The 16408-nt window shown below is 53.6% G+C and carries 14 protein-coding genes and 1 pseudogene; 6 read left to right on the forward strand and 9 right to left on the reverse strand.

What is annotated here, in order from left to right; genetic code table 11:
• Positions 1-44: 44 nt before the first annotated feature.
• The 9 genes and pseudogenes from bamA to rpsB all read right to left on the reverse strand — a co-directional run.
• Positions 45-1322, reverse strand: a pseudogene (gene bamA, locus ACJJIY_RS20845) (outer membrane protein assembly factor BamA); the annotation flags it as partial.
• Positions 1323-1434: 112 nt separating this feature from the next.
• A complete protein-coding gene (gene rseP, locus ACJJIY_RS20850; RefSeq protein ID WP_445358744.1) occupies positions 1435-2790 on the reverse strand; it encodes an RIP metalloprotease RseP in 1356 nt (451 codons plus the stop codon).
• Between the two features lie 60 nt (positions 2791-2850).
• Complete coding sequence (gene ispC, locus ACJJIY_RS20855; RefSeq protein WP_445358745.1) at positions 2851-4035, reverse strand: 1-deoxy-D-xylulose-5-phosphate reductoisomerase; 1185 nt, start codon at positions 4033-4035, stop codon at positions 2851-2853.
• 109 nt (positions 4036-4144) lie between these two features.
• Positions 4145-4990: a phosphatidate cytidylyltransferase gene (locus ACJJIY_RS20860; protein ID WP_444896535.1), complete on the reverse strand. Its 846-nt coding sequence runs from the start codon at positions 4988-4990 to the stop codon at positions 4145-4147.
• 122 nt (positions 4991-5112) lie between these two features.
• Positions 5113-5868, reverse strand: coding sequence for a polyprenyl diphosphate synthase (uppS, locus tag ACJJIY_RS20865; protein WP_444896534.1), 756 nt, complete (start codon positions 5866-5868; stop codon positions 5113-5115).
• Positions 5868-6425: a ribosome recycling factor gene (gene frr, locus ACJJIY_RS20870; protein WP_282933674.1), complete on the reverse strand. Its 558-nt coding sequence runs from the start codon at positions 6423-6425 to the stop codon at positions 5868-5870. The genes uppS and frr overlap by 1 nt, the downstream gene beginning before the upstream one ends.
• The gene (gene pyrH, locus ACJJIY_RS20875; protein WP_282933675.1) at positions 6422-7159 is read right to left on the reverse strand and encodes a UMP kinase; all 738 of its coding nucleotides are present in this window, start codon (positions 7157-7159) and stop codon (positions 6422-6424) included. The genes frr and pyrH overlap by 4 nt, the downstream gene beginning before the upstream one ends.
• 162 nt (positions 7160-7321) lie before the next feature.
• Positions 7322-8185, reverse strand: a complete 864-nt coding sequence (gene tsf / locus ACJJIY_RS20880) for a translation elongation factor Ts (RefSeq protein ID WP_444896533.1) — start codon at positions 8183-8185, stop codon at positions 7322-7324.
• A gap of 113 nt (positions 8186-8298) precedes the next feature.
• Complete coding sequence (gene rpsB / locus ACJJIY_RS20885; protein ID WP_282933677.1) at positions 8299-9045, reverse strand: 30S ribosomal protein S2; 747 nt, start codon at positions 9043-9045, stop codon at positions 8299-8301.
• Positions 9046-9370: 325 nt separating this feature from the next.
• Here rpsB and map point away from each other — a divergent pair, with 325 nt between their 5' ends.
• The 6 genes from map (at position 9371) to dapD (ending at position 16316) form a co-directional block, all read left to right on the forward strand.
• Positions 9371-10141, forward strand: a complete 771-nt coding sequence (gene map / locus ACJJIY_RS20890) for a type I methionyl aminopeptidase (RefSeq protein WP_282933678.1) — start codon at positions 9371-9373, stop codon at positions 10139-10141.
• Between the two features lie 122 nt (positions 10142-10263).
• Positions 10264-12969: a [protein-PII] uridylyltransferase gene (locus tag ACJJIY_RS20895; RefSeq protein ID WP_444896532.1), complete on the forward strand. Its 2706-nt coding sequence runs from the start codon at positions 10264-10266 to the stop codon at positions 12967-12969.
• A 31-nt stretch (positions 12970-13000) separates the two neighbouring features.
• Positions 13001-14173, forward strand: a complete 1173-nt coding sequence (gene dapC, locus ACJJIY_RS20900) for a succinyldiaminopimelate transaminase (protein ID WP_444896531.1) — start codon at positions 13001-13003, stop codon at positions 14171-14173.
• A gap of 74 nt (positions 14174-14247) precedes the next feature.
• Positions 14248-14916 (forward strand): endonuclease III, encoded by a 669-nt coding sequence (nth, locus tag ACJJIY_RS20905; protein ID WP_444896530.1) that lies wholly within the window; start codon positions 14248-14250, stop codon positions 14914-14916.
• Between the two features lie 2 nt (positions 14917-14918).
• The gene (locus tag ACJJIY_RS20910; RefSeq protein ID WP_108734022.1) at positions 14919-15263 is read left to right on the forward strand and encodes an ArsC family reductase; all 345 of its coding nucleotides are present in this window, start codon (positions 14919-14921) and stop codon (positions 15261-15263) included.
• Between the two features lie 21 nt (positions 15264-15284).
• Positions 15285-16316 (forward strand): 2,3,4,5-tetrahydropyridine-2,6-dicarboxylate N-succinyltransferase, encoded by a 1032-nt coding sequence (gene dapD / locus ACJJIY_RS20915; protein ID WP_445358746.1) that lies wholly within the window; start codon positions 15285-15287, stop codon positions 16314-16316.
• Positions 16317-16408 lie beyond the last annotated feature (92 nt).

Here is a 16408-nt window from a genome sequence, read left to right on the forward strand (position 1 = left end):
TTTTATTCGTAATCCAGGAGTTACAGCGCCAACTAGCGCCCCGCTCCCCCAGAATCAGAGGGTTGCCCCTCTACCATGTAATCAACATCGGGCCGGTATGAGGTGCCGGACACCTTAGTTGTTTCAACTTTCACTACCTTCAAGTATCCAAGGCGCTCAAGACGCACTTTGGATTGCTCTATACGCGCAGAGGAAGCCAAAGCTGACTCCATCTGGCGCAGTTCACGCCGCAAGACTTCATCTGCGGTGCGAGTGTTCCCGCGAAAACTAATACGTCGCACATAAGTGCGCTTTCCCGGATCAATAAAGAAGGTAATTTTTACTGTACTCTCTTCTTCATTGGCCTCAGGAACACCATTCACTTCGGCAAAAGCGTAACCTTTGTTGCCCAAGCGTTTAGCAATATAGTCTGAAGTAGTCGTCACCCTCGCTTGCGAGAACCGCTGACCTTCTCGCACCAATAGCAGGCGGTTGATTTCCTCCTCCGCTACTACCGGGTTTCCAGCAATTTCCACCTCACTAACCGTGTAAACACCACCCTCAACCACGTTAATGGTAATGAATACACTCTTCTTGTCCGGCCCTAGAGATACCTGAGTCGAATCAATCTGGAAATCAAGATATCCACGATCCAGGTAATAGGACTTTAAGCGCTCCAAATCACCAGTGAGTTTCTCACTAGAATACTTATCATCACTGCGCAACCAAGAGAGCCAGCCAGTAGTTTTAAGCTCAAAAATCTCTTCCAGCTCTTTATCAGAAAAGGCACGATTTCCTACGACATTAATATGTTCAATCGCAGCAACAGCCCCTTCATCGACAGCAACCCACAGTTCAACCTGGTTGCGCGGCAGCTCCTTGAGCTCCGCTTTGACACTAGCGCCATATCGACCCTGCGCTACGTACTGGCGTTCAAACTCCTGGGTCAATCCCCTAAGGGTCGAACGCTTTAGAATCTGGCCTTCGGCGAGACCGTATTCCTTCATCGCCTTCAGTAGATCCTCAGTGGCAATCGCCTTGTTCCCAGATATATCTATCTTTGATATAGCCGGTCGTTCTCTCACGGTAATAACAAGAACGCTGTTTTCGTGGCCAATCTGAATATCTTCAAAAAAACCAGTGCGAAACAATACTCGGGTTGCATCCTGAATCTCGCCAGGCTCAACTTCGTCGCCTACCCGAATCGGAAGTGCTGAAAAAACTGTACCTGCAGAAACCCGCTGTAACCCGTCTACTCGGATATCGCTGAGAACGAACGACTGTGCCAAAGCGCTGAGAGGCAGCACCAGGCCCAGAAAGATCGCTTTCAGCAAATACTTCATACCGCTTCCGAGTCGCTTTTACTCACAACAAAATCGTGCCAAGACAAAACGTCTCACACCTACAAAAAATCTCACTCACATTATCAGCCCGGAAAAAAGCCAATCCAGGGCACTACAAACGTAAAATATCGTTGTACAGAGCCAGCCCCATAATGCAGAGCACCAGGGCCATGCCCACTTGTAAACCAATCACCTGCACCCTCTCTGACACAGGGGACCCCTTGATCGCCTCAATACCGTAGTAAAGGAGGTGACCACCATCGAGTACCGGGACAGGCAACAGATTGAGTACACCAAGACTAATACTGAGCAACGCCAGCAATGACAGGAAAGACTGCCATCCCGCTTCCGCGGAAGTACCCGCCACTTTAGCAATGGTAATGGGGCCACTCAAGTTTTTGGTCGAAAGTTGACCAAATAATAGTTTCTTCAAGCTATTCAGGGTAAAGACTGTTTTATCCCAGGTCTCCTGCAAGCCCTTAACTAAAGCGCCACCCACCCCATAGTGGTAAATCCGTACTCGATCATCCGGCCAAGTCTCTGATACCGGCTGCACTCCGACCTGCCCTATGGTTTCACCGCTGTCCAGCTTGATCTCCGCCGGTGTTACGGACACCGTCAGCGGTTCGCCTCCACGCTCGACAGTGATATCCATTGGAACACCAGCGCGGGCTCTCACATAATCGGTCCAGCTTTGAAAAGATGAAAAGTCACGGCCATCGGTCGAGACAATCTTGTCTCCAGCCTTGAGCCCAGCTGAGGCTGCCGGGCTTCCCTCCACCACATTATGAAGAGTCATACTCACCGGTGGAGTCCACAGCTGCAGACCAATCTCCCCGAGCGGATCGGGAACTTCGCGGCCGGCAAGCCAGCGATTAATATCCGCCACCATATGGTATTCGAGGTTGGAATCCGGATAGCGAACAGAGAATTCTATGGTGCCACTATCACCCAGGCGGTTTGCCAGGCGCCAATTGAGGGCCTGCCAAGTAGGGGTAGCCTCACCATCAACAGCAACAATTTCCTGCCCGGACTCAAGGCCTGCCGACGCAGCAATACTCCCAGGCTCAACGGATTTCACAATAGGAACCGGGCCCGCTGTTCCACCGAGGAACACAGCCCAGAAAAAGACTATCGCCAAAAGAAAGTTAGCGGCAGGGCCGGCAGCGGCAATCGCCATCCTCGTCCATACGCTCTTGCGGTTAAACGCTTGATCCAGCTCTTCAGCCGCTACAGGCCCCTCGCGCTCATCGAGCATTTTTACGTAACCACCGAGGGGGATAGCGGAAATAGTGAATTCGGTACCGTGGCGATCATAGCGGGAGATCAACCGGCGGCCGAACCCCACAGAAAAGCGCAGCACCTTCACACCACATAGACGTGCTACAAGAAAGTGCCCAAACTCGTGGAAAGATACCAGTACACCGAGAGCCACCAAGGCCCAGATTACCGTCTGAATTAGATCCATACTCAGCTACAACTTCTTGTCATACGCAATTTAGCGGCCATTATACGCCGGGCAATGTGTTTAGAGGGCGGCAAGCGCCTGCTTGGCCAGTTCTCGCGCATTGAAATCAATGGCTTCGACTGCCTCGAGTCCCGACAGTTCAACAACGGGGGCTCTATTCATCACTTTTTCTACCACCAATGCAATATCAGTAAATGCTAGACGCCTCCCCAGGAAGGCCTCTACTGCAATTTCATTCGCTGCATTTAAGACTGTTGGAGCACTTTTTCCCTCATTAACAGCCTCTCGCGCCAAACGCAGACAAGGAAAACGATTAAAATCCGGAGCCTCAAAATCCAGCCTGCCTTGCGCAATCAAATCCAAAGCTGGCACCCCTGCATCAATGCGCCGAGGAAAAGCCAGGGCATGGGCAATAGGCGTGCGCATATCCGGATTACCCATCTGCGCCAGTAAAGAGCCATCCCGGTACTGCACCATCGAGTGAATAATACTCTGGGGGTGCACGACTATCTCAATCTGCTCAGGGCGCGCATTAAACAAATAGCACGTTTCTATAAACTCGAGCCCTTTATTCATCATTGTGGCGGAGTCAACAGAGATCTTCCGGCCCATCGACCAATTGGGGTGTGCACAAGCCTCATCCGGCGTCACCGCCCCCAACTCGCTCGCAGCCCGTGTGCGAAATGGCCCGCCCGAGCCCGTAAGCAGTATTTTTTCCACGCCCGCAGCTTCGAGATCCTCACAAGGGAATGGCAAACATTGAAAGATTGCATTGTGCTCACTATCAATCGGCAACAGTTGCGCACCACTCTTATTCAAGGCCCTCTGAAATATTGGGCCCGCCATAACAAGCGCTTCTTTGTTCGCCAGTAACACTTTCTTGCCCGTGTCTACTGCCGCCAAGGTTGGGCGCAATCCCGCAGCTCCCACGATCGCCGCCATGACTATATCGACCTGAGTATCGGAGGCAACACGACACAAGCCCTCCACCCCACTTAGGACTTCCGTATCCACTTCATCGCCAAGCAATACTCGCAACTCTTCAGCTCGCGCCTCATCGACAACAACAGCATACTGAGGCTTAAACCGCCGACACTGCTGAGCAAGGTCGGCAACCCTTTCACGGGCGGTAAGGGCAAAAACAGCATATTTTTCCGGGTGTCGCGCCAACACATCCAGAGTACTCACGCCGATCGAACCAGTGGAGCCGAGAACGGTAATTTGTTGCGGGGGAATTACTTGCATAGGCCCTTTTCGTACCTCTGATAGCAATATTGCTGCCACCAAACAATTGCACGCCCAGCATTAAGCTGGGCGCTAGCGAATAAAACACAAAACTGGAGCGGAAACGCCTCTACAAGTATTTCGGCAGCTCGCTCGCAAGTGCGGCCATCGTAAACACTGGAAGAGCCGCGGAAAGGCTATCTATCCGATCGAGGATGCCACCGTGCCCCGGTAACATATGACTACTGTCCTTAACCCCTCTGTGCCTCTTAAACATGCTCTCCACCAGGTCCCCAATAACTGAAGCCAGTGCAGTAACCAAGACACCAAAAGTGAATAAGACAGTATTTTTCAGTGGAAGCTCAAATAGGTAGGAAGTTACGAGGGCCAAAATCAAGCAAGCACCCAAGCCACCGAAAAAGCCCTCCCAGGACTTGCCCGGACTAACTTCTCTAGCCAACTTCCGCTTACCAAACTTGCGGCCGACAAAATAAGCACCGACATCCGCCGCTGCAACGATCGCTACCACATAAAGAACCAGCCAGGCGCCGTGATCCAAGCCCCGCAAAACTACCAGTGACAACCAGGTTGGAACTAACACAACAAGGCCTATCAGGCCGCGTACCCACCGGTTGCCCCACAGAGCAGCACTGGACGGGTAGCTCTGCACCCACAAGAAAGCGAGCGCCCACCAACCACAGGCCACGGCCAGAATCTGGCGGCCGCGGTCGATATCTGGATCATCAAAATTCATTGAAAAGACGTATTGAGCCGTGACCATTAGGGTTAACCCCAATGCGGCCAAAAAAACGAAGCGCAAGGCTCGATTCAAATTCGAGAGGTTGGCCCACTCCCAGCCCGCCAGCAAGATAACCGCCACAAATATCAGTGAAAACCACTGCATTGGAAGTAAAAACAATACCCCCATAAACAGTGCCAATAGCACCAAAGCAGTAATTATTCTTTGTTTTAGCACCGCAAACCCCTTTGTTAGTAACTTGACCACTCTGTCTGGATACTCTGTACAGATCAAGAGCGTGTCGGCAAAGATTTCCAACCAATTTGTATCGCAAGCCTGGCGCCGCAGACTTGCCCGGATCACGCCTGAGCGATCGCGTCATCCCCCTCCGCGCGACCGCCGAAGCGGCGATCACGTAACTCATATTCTGCGATAGCCTTATCCAGCTCGGCTTCGTCAAAGTCGGGCCAAAGCGTATCAGTAAAATAGAACTCACTGTAAGCGGCCTGCCAGAGAATAAAGTTGCTAATACGCTGCTCACCGCTGGAGCGGATCAAAAGGTCTACCGGTGGCAGATCTTGAAGTCGTACGTACTTACCAAGTACATCCTCAGTAATCGACTCTGGGGAGCGCGTACCATCGGCAACCTCTTGAGCCAATCTGCGGGCCGCCTGAGCTATATCCCAGCGCCCGCCGTAATCAGCAGCAATTATCAGGTCGCCCTCAGTCCCTTCGCGGGTGATATCTTCCGCTTCGGCTATAGCGCGCTGCAAGCGTGGAGAAAATCGGTCCCGTCGACCAATAACTCTCAGGCGAACCCCCTCCTCCCGCATCCGCCGGGCCTCTTTGCGCAAATAGGAATTAAACAGGCTCATCAGCAGCTCGACCTCCTTCGGAGGGCGCTGCCAGTTCTCGCTGGAGAAGGCGAACAGAGTAAGCGCTTTAACGCCGCGAGCTTTACAAGCTGAAAGCAGGTCGCGGATACGCTCGACACCAGCCTTGTGGCCGGCTGAAGGGGAAAGGCCCTTTCGGGCAGCCCAGCGCCCATTGCCATCCATAATAATGGCGATGTGACGTGGGCCGGGAGCATGTAGCTCGGTACCACCGATGCTCATTAAATTTCCATCAGATCTTTTTCTTTCGCTGCCAGTGCTTTGTCCACATCAGCGACAAACTGATCGGTAATTTTCTGAATGTCGTCACTTGCGCGACGCTCATCGTCCTCAGAAATTTCCTTATCCTTAACCAGTGATTTCACGTCCGCCAGCGCATCGCGACGAATATTGCGAATGGAAACCCGCGCGGTCTCTGCCTCACTTTTTGCCTGACGAGTGAAGTTCTTGCGAGTCTCTTCGGTCAGCATAGGCATTGGAATACGGATAACCGCACCAGCTGTGCTGGGGTTGAGGCCCAAATCGGACTTCATAATGGCCTTTTCGATGTCCGGGACCAGGTTTTTCTCCCAGGGAGTTACGGAGAGAGTGCGCGCATCCTCAACAGTAACATTGGCAACCTGAGATAACGGAGTATCAGAACCGTAATAGGAAACGTGGATGCCATCGAGAATACTCGGGTGTGCACGGCCGGTGCGAATCTTGTTGAAATTTCCAGCCAGGGCATCAAGTGCCTTACCCATACGAGCTTTCGCGTCTGTTTTTATATCTTCAATCACGATTTCACTTCCTCTTCAATTAAGGTGCCTTCCACGCCGCCAACCACAATATTCAACAGCGCCCCGCTCTTATCCATGCGGAATACACGTACAGGCATATTGTGCTCGCGACACAGGCAGATAGCGGTCAAATCCATCACGCCGAGCTTCTTGTCGAGAACCTCATCGTAAGTCAACTGGTCATAGCGAGTTGCTGTCGGGTCGAGCTTGGGATCAGCAGAGTAGACGCCATCGACCTTGGTGGCCTTCAAAACCAGCTCAGCCTCAATTTCGATACCACGCAGGCAAGCTGCAGAATCAGTGGTAAAGAAAGGGTTGCCGGTACCGGCAGCAAAAATCAGAACTTCGCCACGCTCCAGGTAGCGAATAGCCGCACGGCGATCGTAGTGATCGACAATACCGCTCATTTGAATCGAGGACATCACTCTTGAGGAGATGTCAGATCTTTCCAGGGCATCGCGCAGCGCCAGGGCGTTCATTACCGTGGCCAGCATTCCCATGTGATCACCGGTCACACGATCGAGGCCGGCCGCACTCAGCGCAGCGCCACGGAACAGGTTACCACCGCCAACAACCAGGCCCACCTGGACCCCGATACCAACCAGCTGCCCAATTTCCAGGGCCATTTTGTCCAGCACCTTGGGACTGATACCGAAACCCTGATCACCCATCAGCTCTTCGCCGCTGAGCTTTAACAAAATTCTCTTATACTTGCGGTCTTTAATACCGGGCATTCGTTAGTCCCCTTCAATGTACCTGTTAGTGGCCAGGCCTTGCCGCTGAACATTACAACAATTTCAGTCATTTACACAGAGGGGTGCTCCACTGTGGGCAAGAAACCCCAGCGGAAGCACCCCACTGCGATTGAGTGCCCGAGGGCACCCAATAATATGCGATTAAGAAGAGGACTTAACCTGGGCCGCAACTTCCGCTGCGAAATCCACCTCTTCCTTCTCGATACCTTCACCCACTTCGTAGCGAACAAAGGAAACCACATCGGCACCGGCATCTTTAACCAGTTTGCCAATGCTTACGTCCGGGTTCTTAACAAAAGGCTGCTCTACCAAGCTGTTCTCTTTCAGGAACTTCTTGATGCGGCCACCCATCATTTTCTCTACGATTTCAGCCGGCTTGCCTTCCATATCCGGCTGAGCCTTGATGATGTCCTTTTCTTTTTCCAGGACGTCAGCAGGCATATCTTCCGGCTTGTTCACCTGCGGGTTAACCGCAGTCACGTGCATGGCAACATCTTTAGCCAGCTCGATCTCTCCACCGCTCAGAGCTACCAGGGCAGCGATGCGGTTGTTGGAGTGAACGTAAGCACCTACAACTGGAGCTTCAACCAGCTCGATACGACGCACGCCGATGTTCTCACCGATTTTCTGAACCAGTGCTTCACGAGCAGCTTCCAGCTCGCCTTCCATCAGGGCAGCTACGTCTTGCTGGCGATCGGCAAATGCCTTCTCCACAACCTTGGCAACAAACGCCTGGAAGTTTTCATCGCGAGCAACGAAGTCAGTCTCGGAGTTCACTTCAACCAGTACGCCGTAGCTGCCATCTTCTGCAACTTTAGCGGCAACAACGCCGTCAGCAGCGGTGCGGCCAGCTTTCTTAGCGGCCTTCAGGCCGGAGGCTTTGCGCAGGTCTTCAATCGCCTTTTCGATGTCACCATCAGCAGCCGTCAGAGCTTTCTTACACTCCATCATCGGCAGGCCGGTACGCTCGCGCAGTTCTTTTACCATAGACGCGGTAATCGCCATGATTCAATCCTCGGGGTTCTGTCACTAAAAATTAGAAAAAAGGGGCCGTAATTCGGGCCCCTTTTTGAGTTCGCAGTGTAAAACGACTGTGTTACACCACTTAGCCCTGCAAATTACTCTGCAGCGGCTTCGTCATCGTTAGCTTCGACGTACTCGTCCTTCGCAACGGTGTTACCAGCTTCTGCAGCGCCAGCAAGTACTGCGTCGGCTACAGCTGTGGTGTACAGCTTGATTGCGCGGATAGCGTCGTCGTTACCGGGGATCACGTAATCAACACCAGCGGGATCGCTGTTGGTGTCGACAACACCGATTACGGGGATACCCAGCTTGTTAGCTTCCTGGATAGCGATGCGCTCATGCTCAACGTCGATTACGAAGATCGCGTCAGGCAGGCCACCCATATCCTTGATACCACCGATGGAGCGCTCAAGCTTATCCATGGCACGGGTACGCATCAGAGCTTCTTTCTTGGTCAGCTTCTCGAAAGTACCGTCCTGAGACTGGGCTTCCAGCTCACGGAAACGCTTGATGGAAGCGCGGATGGTTTTGTAGTTGGTGAGCATACCACCCAGCCAGCGGTTGCTGACGTAAGGCTGACCACAACGCTCTGCCTGCTCTTTGATAGACTTCTGTGCAGCACGCTTGGTGCCAACAAACATAATCTTTTTCTTTTGAGCAGTCATGCCCTTGATGATCTGCAGGGCTTCGTTGAAAGCCGGTACAGTGTGCTCAAGGTTGATGATGTGAATCTTGTTGCGGGCACCAAAGATGAATTGACCCATCTTCGGGTTCCAGTAGCGGGTCTGGTGACCAAAGTGAACACCAGCCTGCAGCATATCGCGCATACTTACTTGCGGCATAATAAACCTCTATATATACGGGTTAGTCCTCCACGTATCCCATGCGTCAACCCCTTTCAGGGCACCCAGACACATGTGTCGATGCGTGTGCGGCTTTTACTCGCCCAGGGAGCATCCCCAGGCGGCGCGCTTTATACCACAAGTGCACCCCATAGTGAAGAATTGGCGCCGATTTCGCGCAAATGATCACGCCTCAATGCTATTGGCGGGACGCCTGAGCCATCCTTGCGCCAATAGCGGCAAAATGTGTCCTACAGCCAGCAATCCGCTACAATAGCCCGCCTCTTGGGCGCTACCCGCCCCAACCCAGAAACAAAGGATACGCATGACCTCAGCCATTAAGACCCCAGAACAAATCGCCAAGATGCGCACCGCAGGCCGCCTCGCCGCAGAGGTGCTGGAAATGATTGGCGAGTATGTCGTTCCAGGAGTCACTACCGAAGAACTGGATCGACGCTGCCACGAACACATCGTGAAGGTACAGAAAGCGATCCCGGCCTGCCTCGGTTATCGCGGCTTCCCAAAATCTATCTGCACTTCCGTCAACGAAGTGGTCTGTCACGGTATCCCCTCCGAGAGCAAAATTCTCAAGAAGGGCGACATCATTAATATCGATGTGACCGTTATCAAAGATGGCTGGTACGGTGACACCAGCAAGATGTTCTTTGCCGGCAAGCCCGCCGCCCACGCTGAACGCCTGGTACAAATCACCCAGGAGTGCATGTACAAGGCCATCGAAATTGTCCGCCCCGGCACTACCCTCGGCGATATTGGCCACGTCATCCAGCAGCACGCTGAGAAAAACTATTACTCAGTGGTACGCGACTTCTGCGGACACGGCATCGGCGATGTCTTCCATGAAGACCCACAAATTCTTCACTACGGTCAGCCGGGAACTGGTGAAGTGCTCAAAGAGGGCATGACCTTCACCATTGAACCCATGATTAACGCAGGCAAAGCGGCCACGCGCGTGCTGGGAGATGGCTGGACTGCGGTAACCAAGGACCGCCGTCTCTCTGCCCAATGGGAACATACCATGGCAGTGACTAGCGACGGGGTAGAAGTACTCACAGCACGTAGCGAGGAGAACTTCTAAAGCCGTACTGACAGTGCCGCGAGGAATAATTGCAATACTCGCGGCACCATAGTAGCGAATCTCCGCAAACCGAACCCAAGCCGCCCCCACCTGCGGCAGCCCAAGAGCCAAACGGACTTCCCATGCAGCCGGTCAGCCCTCCCTACTTTGAACGCCCCCTGTTTTTCTTTGATCAGTCTCGTTTTCGCAGGGATTTAAGCTCCGGCGACAAACCCACTCTGGAGATATTCAAAGATGCTGTCGGCGCAGCCGAACGGCAAATGGCAGAGCGTTTTCGCGAGGGAGAGGACGTTGTCACACTGGTACACGAGCGCGCCCTGTTTGTGGACTGCCTTCTGCATTACGCCTGGCACCAGTTCGAGTGGAGAGACGGTATAGGGCTTCTCGCTGTGGGCGGCTACGGGCGCGGAGAGCTACACCCCCACTCCGATATCGATTTACTCATCCTCTCCAACGATCACCCAACCCCGGATACCATCGACAACATAGAGCGCCTGGTGGCCTTTTTATGGGACCTGGGCTTGGATATCGGCCACTCCGTACGAAATATCGAAGAGTGCCTGGAGCTGGCCGCGAAGGACATCACCGTGGCCACCAACCTCACTGAATCCCGCACAGTTGTCGGTGACAGCACTGTTGGCGAGCAACTAACTGCACAAATGGAACACAAAAGGCTCTGGCCTACCGAAGAATTCTTCAAAGCCAAGCTCGCCGAACAGAAAAAGCGGCACAGCAATCAGCAGGCTGCTGAATATATTCTCGAGCCCAATATTAAGAACTCTCCCGGGGGCCTGAGGGATATCCAGACAATTGCCTGGGTTGCCAAATATTTTTTCCAAGTGCGCACCCTGAAGCAACTGCAGGGAAAGGCATTTTTTACCGAGGAAGAGTTCGCCATATTACAGTCCGGGGAAACCTTCCTCTGGCGTGTGCGCTACGGCTTACACCTGCTCGCCGGCCGTGCGGAAGAGCGACTGCTGTTTGACTACCAGCGAGAACTGGCGAAGCAATTCGGTTATGTAGATAGCGACACCCAGCTCGCCGTTGAGCAGTTTATGCACAACTACTACCGCATCGTGATGGCACTGCAGGAATTGAACGATGTACTTCTCCAATATCTCGGCGAAGCCATCCTTCAGCGCAAAGGCAGCCAACTGGTCATTCCGCTAAATGAGCGATTCCAGCTGCGCGACGGCAATATTGAGGTTACCCACCCCCAGGTATTTAACCAGGAGCCCTCGGCCCTGCTAGAGATCTTCGTGCTGATGGCCAACAACCCGGATATTAGCGGAGTACGGGCCTCCACCATCCGCCTGATTCGCGAGCACCGACACCTGATCGACGACCAGTTCCGCGCAGATCCGAAAAATACCCAGTTGTTTATGCAGCTGCTTCGCTCGCCCCGGGGCTTGTCAACCCAGCTATCCCGAATGACCCGCTACCGCATTCTCGGGCGATACCTACCAGAATTTGGGCAAGTAACCGGGCAAATGCAGCACGACTTATTCCATATCTACACCGTGGACGCCCACACTTTGCAAGTTGTGCGCAATATGCGCAGCTTCCGGAGCCCCGAGGCGCGGGAAAAATTCCCGATTGCAGCGGAAATTCTCGAGCGCATGCGCCAACCGGAACTGCTGTATATCGCCGGTCTCTACCACGATATCGCCAAAGGGCGCGGTGGCGACCACTCCAAGCTGGGCGTTGTGGATGCGGCGGAATTCTGCCAGCGCCACCACCTGCCCGCCCGCGACCGGCGTCTGGTTTGCTGGCTGGTAGAAAAGCATCTATTGATGAGCCAGGTTTCACAGAAGCAGGACATCAGTGATCCCGAAGTCGTGCACGCTTTCGCCCGCGAGATGGGTGACCGCGAACACCTGGACTACCTGTACGCCCTCACAGTCGCAGATATCAATGCCACCAACCCGGAGCTCTGGAACAGCTGGCGGGCCAGCTTGATGCGCCAGCTCTACCAGGCCACCCGGCATGCCCTGCGCCGAGGCCTGGAAAACCCCATCGACCGGGAAGAAATTATCGAGGAAACCCGCTGCCAGGCAATGGAAAAACTGGACGCTATGGGACTTCCGCAAGTTTCGGTGGAAAATATCTGGGCGCAAATGGGGGATGATTATTTTGTTCGCGAGACCGCTGACAATATCACCTGGCACACTTCGGCCATCCACGATCTGCACAGCAGCCCCGACACCAGCCAAAAAGACACCCTGGTTTTAACGCGAAACTCAGGGCCTGGCGAGCACGACGGCGCTACCCAGGTTTTTGTCTACACACCTGATAGAGCCAACGTATTTGCCGCAGCGGTTACCGGGCTGGATATGCTCAACCTGAACGTTCACGATGCGCGCCTGTACAATTCTGCCTCCGGTTATACGCTGGATACTTTTTACGTGCTGGATGAAGCGGGCCAACCGCTACTGGACGAACCCCAGCGCCTAGCGCAGATTCGCGACACACTACAGCAGGAATTAGCCCTGGTTGAGGACTACTCAAAGATCATTCAGCGACGTACGCCCCGCCGCCTTAAAATGTTTGAATTGAAGAGCCAGGCTCATCTCTCAACTGAACCCGGCGATCATTACAGCACCCTGGAAATTACCAGTGCCGACAGACCCGGCTTGCTGGCCCGCATCGCGCGAATTTTTATTTCCCACGATCTGCGCCTGCACAATGCAAAAATTTCGACACTCGGCGAACGAGTCGAAGATATTTTTCACATTACCGACGCCGAGGGATCACCACTTACCGACATCGAGGCCAACGGCGCACTGGAAAAAGCCATTTGCCTGGAACTGAACAACCAAGACGCCTAACAGAAAAAAAGCCCGAGGCCCGCTCACGACCATGAACCCAAATCTGGAACAGCTGCAGCCCTATCCATTTACCAAGCTGCAAGCCCTGAAAGAGGGCCTCCAAGCGGCGGACAAGCCGCATATTGCACTGTCCATCGGTGAGCCCAAGCATGCGCCACCGGAGTTTGTCAGTGCAGAGCTTGTTCGACACCTGGACAAGCTTGCCGCCTACCCACTGACCAAGGGAATAGAGCCCCTGCGGCAGGCGATCGCCAATTGGCTGAGCCAGCGTTTTCAGCTATCCAATGTGAGCGCAGATAGCCAGGTGCTGCCGGTCAACGGGACCCGGGAAGCACTTTTTGCATTCGCCCAGGCGACCGTTTCCGCAGGCAGCAAAGTCCTGATGCCCAATCCCTTCTACCAGATCTATGAGGGCGCGGCCCTTCTCGCCGGGGCGCAGCCGCACTTTATTAACTGTGTAGCAGAAAACCAATTCAAACCAGATTTCACCTCGGTGCCGGAATCGGTTTGGCAGCAATGCGAATTACTTTACCTCTGCTCTCCCGGCAACCCCACCGGCGCTCTTCTCGAAGCTGAAGATTTTAAACAGCTGATAGAGAGGGCAGACCGCTACGATTTCACCATCGCCTCCGATGAATGTTATTCGGAGCTGTATTTTGACGAGTCATCACCGCCGGTAGGACTATTACAGGCCTGCGAGGAAATCGGGCGAACAGACTTTCGCCGCTGTGTAGTATTCCACAGCCTATCAAAGCGCTCGAACTTACCCGGGCTTCGCTCGGGCTTCGTCGCCGGTGATGCCGATCTACTGCAAAAGTTTTTGCTCTATCGAACTTACCACGGCTGCGCCATGCCGCTGCCCAATCAACATGCTTCGATCGCAGCCTGGCAGGATGAGGAACACGTCCGCCAGAATCGCTCGCTTTACAGTAAAAAGTTTTCTTCAGTTCTCGAAATTCTCGACGGCTGCCTCGAGGTACAACAGCCACAGGCAAGCTTTTACCTGTGGCCCAAGGTCGGGGATGGTGAGCGTTTTGCCAGGGAACTCTATGAGGCGCAAAATATCACGGTACTTCCCGGTGCATTTCTCGCCCGCGATAGCATCGGCTTGAACCCTGGTCGCGAGTATGTGCGTCTGGCACTGGTAGCGACACTGCAAGAGTGCATCGACGCAGCGCACCGTATAAAGGCATTTTGCAGGTAAGGCCAACTCACTTTTCAAGAACAACTGACAACTCGAGCACATACAGGAACTCCACGCCCAGGCATATCTTAACAATGGCAGTAAAAAATCTACTCAAGCAAGAGCGCGTTACTTATATTTTACAGCGCCTGGAGGAACTCTACCCGGAAACTCCCGTTCCTCTCGATCACAAAGACTCCTATACCCTGTTGGTTGCGGTACTCCTATCCGCGCAATGCACCGATGAGCGTGTCAACCAGATAACCCCTGCGCTCTGGCAGCTGGCAGACAACCCTAGCGATATGGCGCAGGTCCCGGTAGAGGAGATCCAAAAAGTCATTCGCCCCTGTGGCCTCTCACCGCAAAAATCCAAAGCCATCAGCAAGCTCTCGCAGATCCTGATCAACGAATACCACGGCGAAGTGCCCGAGAATATGGCCGCGCTGGAGACCCTACCCGGGGTCGGACACAAGACGGCGAGCGTGGTTATGTCACAGGCTTTTGGGCACCCGGCGTTTCCCGTCGATACTCACATTCACAGATTGGCCCAACGCTGGGGCCTGACGAATGGCAAAAATGTCACCCAGACGGAAAAAGACCTGAAGCGGCTGTTCCCAAGAGACAAGTGGAATAAATTGCACCTGCAGATTATTTTCTACGGTCGCGAGTTCTGCTCTGCACGGGGCTGCGACGGCACCGTCTGTGAAATCTGCACAACCTGCTACCCCAACCGTAAAAACCCCAAGAAAACCCAAAAGGCGTAACCGTGATTACTCTGTACGGCATTAAAAACTGTGACACCGTAAAAAAAGCCCGCAAATGGCTGGAGAAAAATGGAGTCGATTATCGCTTTCACGATTTTCGCGTAGACGGCATGGAAGATGTCCCCCTTCAAGCATGGCTGGATAAATTTGGCTGGCAAGAGGTCCTGAATCGCCGCTCAACGAGCTGGCGTGAACTGAGCGATGAACAGAAAAACGAAATGGACAATGCACTCGCCTTAGATCTGGCCAGTGCGACCCCTACCTTAATCAAACGCCCGGTCACCACCACCTCAAAGGAAACCCTTTTCGGTTTTAAAGAGGCGACCTTCGAACAACTGCAAAGCTAGTCGAATTAGGAGAAAACCACCATGAGCAATATTTACAGCATCGGTTTTGGTGTCGGCACCTGTAACAGCAAGGGCGACTGGCTCGAAGTTTACTACCCCAAACCCCTGTTTAAACCTAGCGCAGAAATCGCTAACGCGGTTACTGAAACTCTCGGCGTGGCAGAGGGAAATCACAGTCTGCCTCTGGACTCCACCCAACTACAGAAATTAGCCGATGCTCTCCACAGTGCAGGCGCCGCTGACCAGGCGGAAATCCTGCAGCAATTCGCCAATTCCCAAAGACCACTCGCAGTAGTTATTTTGGCTACTGACGAAGCCCCGCAGTCCGTGCCGGAGGCCTACCTAAAGCTACATCTTCTCTCCCACCGCCTGGTAAAACCCCACGAGACCAAACTCGACGGTATTTTTGGCAAGCTGGTTAATGTCGCTTGGACCAACCAGGGAGTCATTGATCTCGAGGAATTACCGCAGCGACAACTGGATGCAAGACTCAAAGGTGAATACCTGGATGTCTCCTGCGTGGATAAATTCCCCAAAATGACCAACTACGTAGTACCGGCTGGGGTTCGTATCGCACACACCGCTCGAGTGCGCCTGGGCGCATACCTTGGGGAAGGCACCACAATCATGCACGAGGGCTTTGTTAACTTTAATGCTGGCACCGAAGGGCCCGGTATGATTGAAGGCCGTATTTCCGCCGGGGTATTTGTCGGCGCCGGTTCCGATCTCGGTGGCAGCAGCTCCACCATGGGCACGCTTTCCGGCGGCGGGAATATCGTTATCTCGGTAGGCGATAACTGCCTACTCGGCGCTAATGCCGGCATCGGCATTCCCCTTGGCGACCGCTGCACAGTAGAAGCGGGGCTCTACATTACCGCTGGAACTAAAATCGCCCTGCTCGATGACAGCGGCAAGCTGGTAGAGCACATCAAGGCCAGAGACCTGGCCGGAAAATCCGATTTACTATTCCGCCGCAACTCCACTAATGGTGCAGTGGAATGTCTCACCAACAAGAGTGCTATCGAGCTCAATGAAGCTCTACACAGCAATTAAAATTGCACGGTGCGGAACTTCAGTTCCGCACCGATGCACCCCACCCCTCTAGCCGCTTCTTTGCGGCCCATCTCCCTATACAAGGAAAGCCC

The sequence above is a fragment of the Microbulbifer maximicatervae (SeqCode) genome (assembly GCF_052468155.1).

What these genes read in the sequence shown, in the direction of transcription:
- tsf (WP_444896533.1), bottom strand. Translation starts at nt 8,185, where the DNA reads ATGGCGATTACCGCGTCTATGGTAAAAGAACTGCGCGAGCGTACCGGC.
- dapD (WP_445358746.1), top strand. Translation starts at nt 15,285, where the DNA reads ATGAGCAATATTTACAGCATCGGTTTTGGTGTCGGCACCTGTAACAGC.
- rpsB (WP_282933677.1), bottom strand. Translation starts at nt 9,045, where the DNA reads ATGCCGCAAGTAAGTATGCGCGATATGCTGCAGGCTGGTGTTCACTTT.
- uppS (WP_444896534.1), bottom strand. Translation starts at nt 5,868, where the DNA reads ATGAGCATCGGTGGTACCGAGCTACATGCTCCCGGCCCACGTCACATC.
- dapC (WP_444896531.1), top strand. Translation starts at nt 13,001, where the DNA reads ATGAACCCAAATCTGGAACAGCTGCAGCCCTATCCATTTACCAAGCTG.
- nth (WP_444896530.1), top strand. Translation starts at nt 14,248, where the DNA reads ATGGCAGTAAAAAATCTACTCAAGCAAGAGCGCGTTACTTATATTTTA.
- rseP (WP_445358744.1), bottom strand. Translation starts at nt 2,790, where the DNA reads ATGGATCTAATTCAGACGGTAATCTGGGCCTTGGTGGCTCTCGGTGTA.
- ispC (WP_445358745.1), bottom strand. Translation starts at nt 4,035, where the DNA reads ATGCAAGTAATTCCCCCGCAACAAATTACCGTTCTCGGCTCCACTGGT.
- pyrH (WP_282933675.1), bottom strand. Translation starts at nt 7,159, where the DNA reads ATGCCCGGTATTAAAGACCGCAAGTATAAGAGAATTTTGTTAAAGCTC.
- map (WP_282933678.1), top strand. Translation starts at nt 9,371, where the DNA reads ATGACCTCAGCCATTAAGACCCCAGAACAAATCGCCAAGATGCGCACC.
- ACJJIY_RS20895 (WP_444896532.1), top strand. Translation starts at nt 10,264, where the DNA reads ATGCAGCCGGTCAGCCCTCCCTACTTTGAACGCCCCCTGTTTTTCTTT.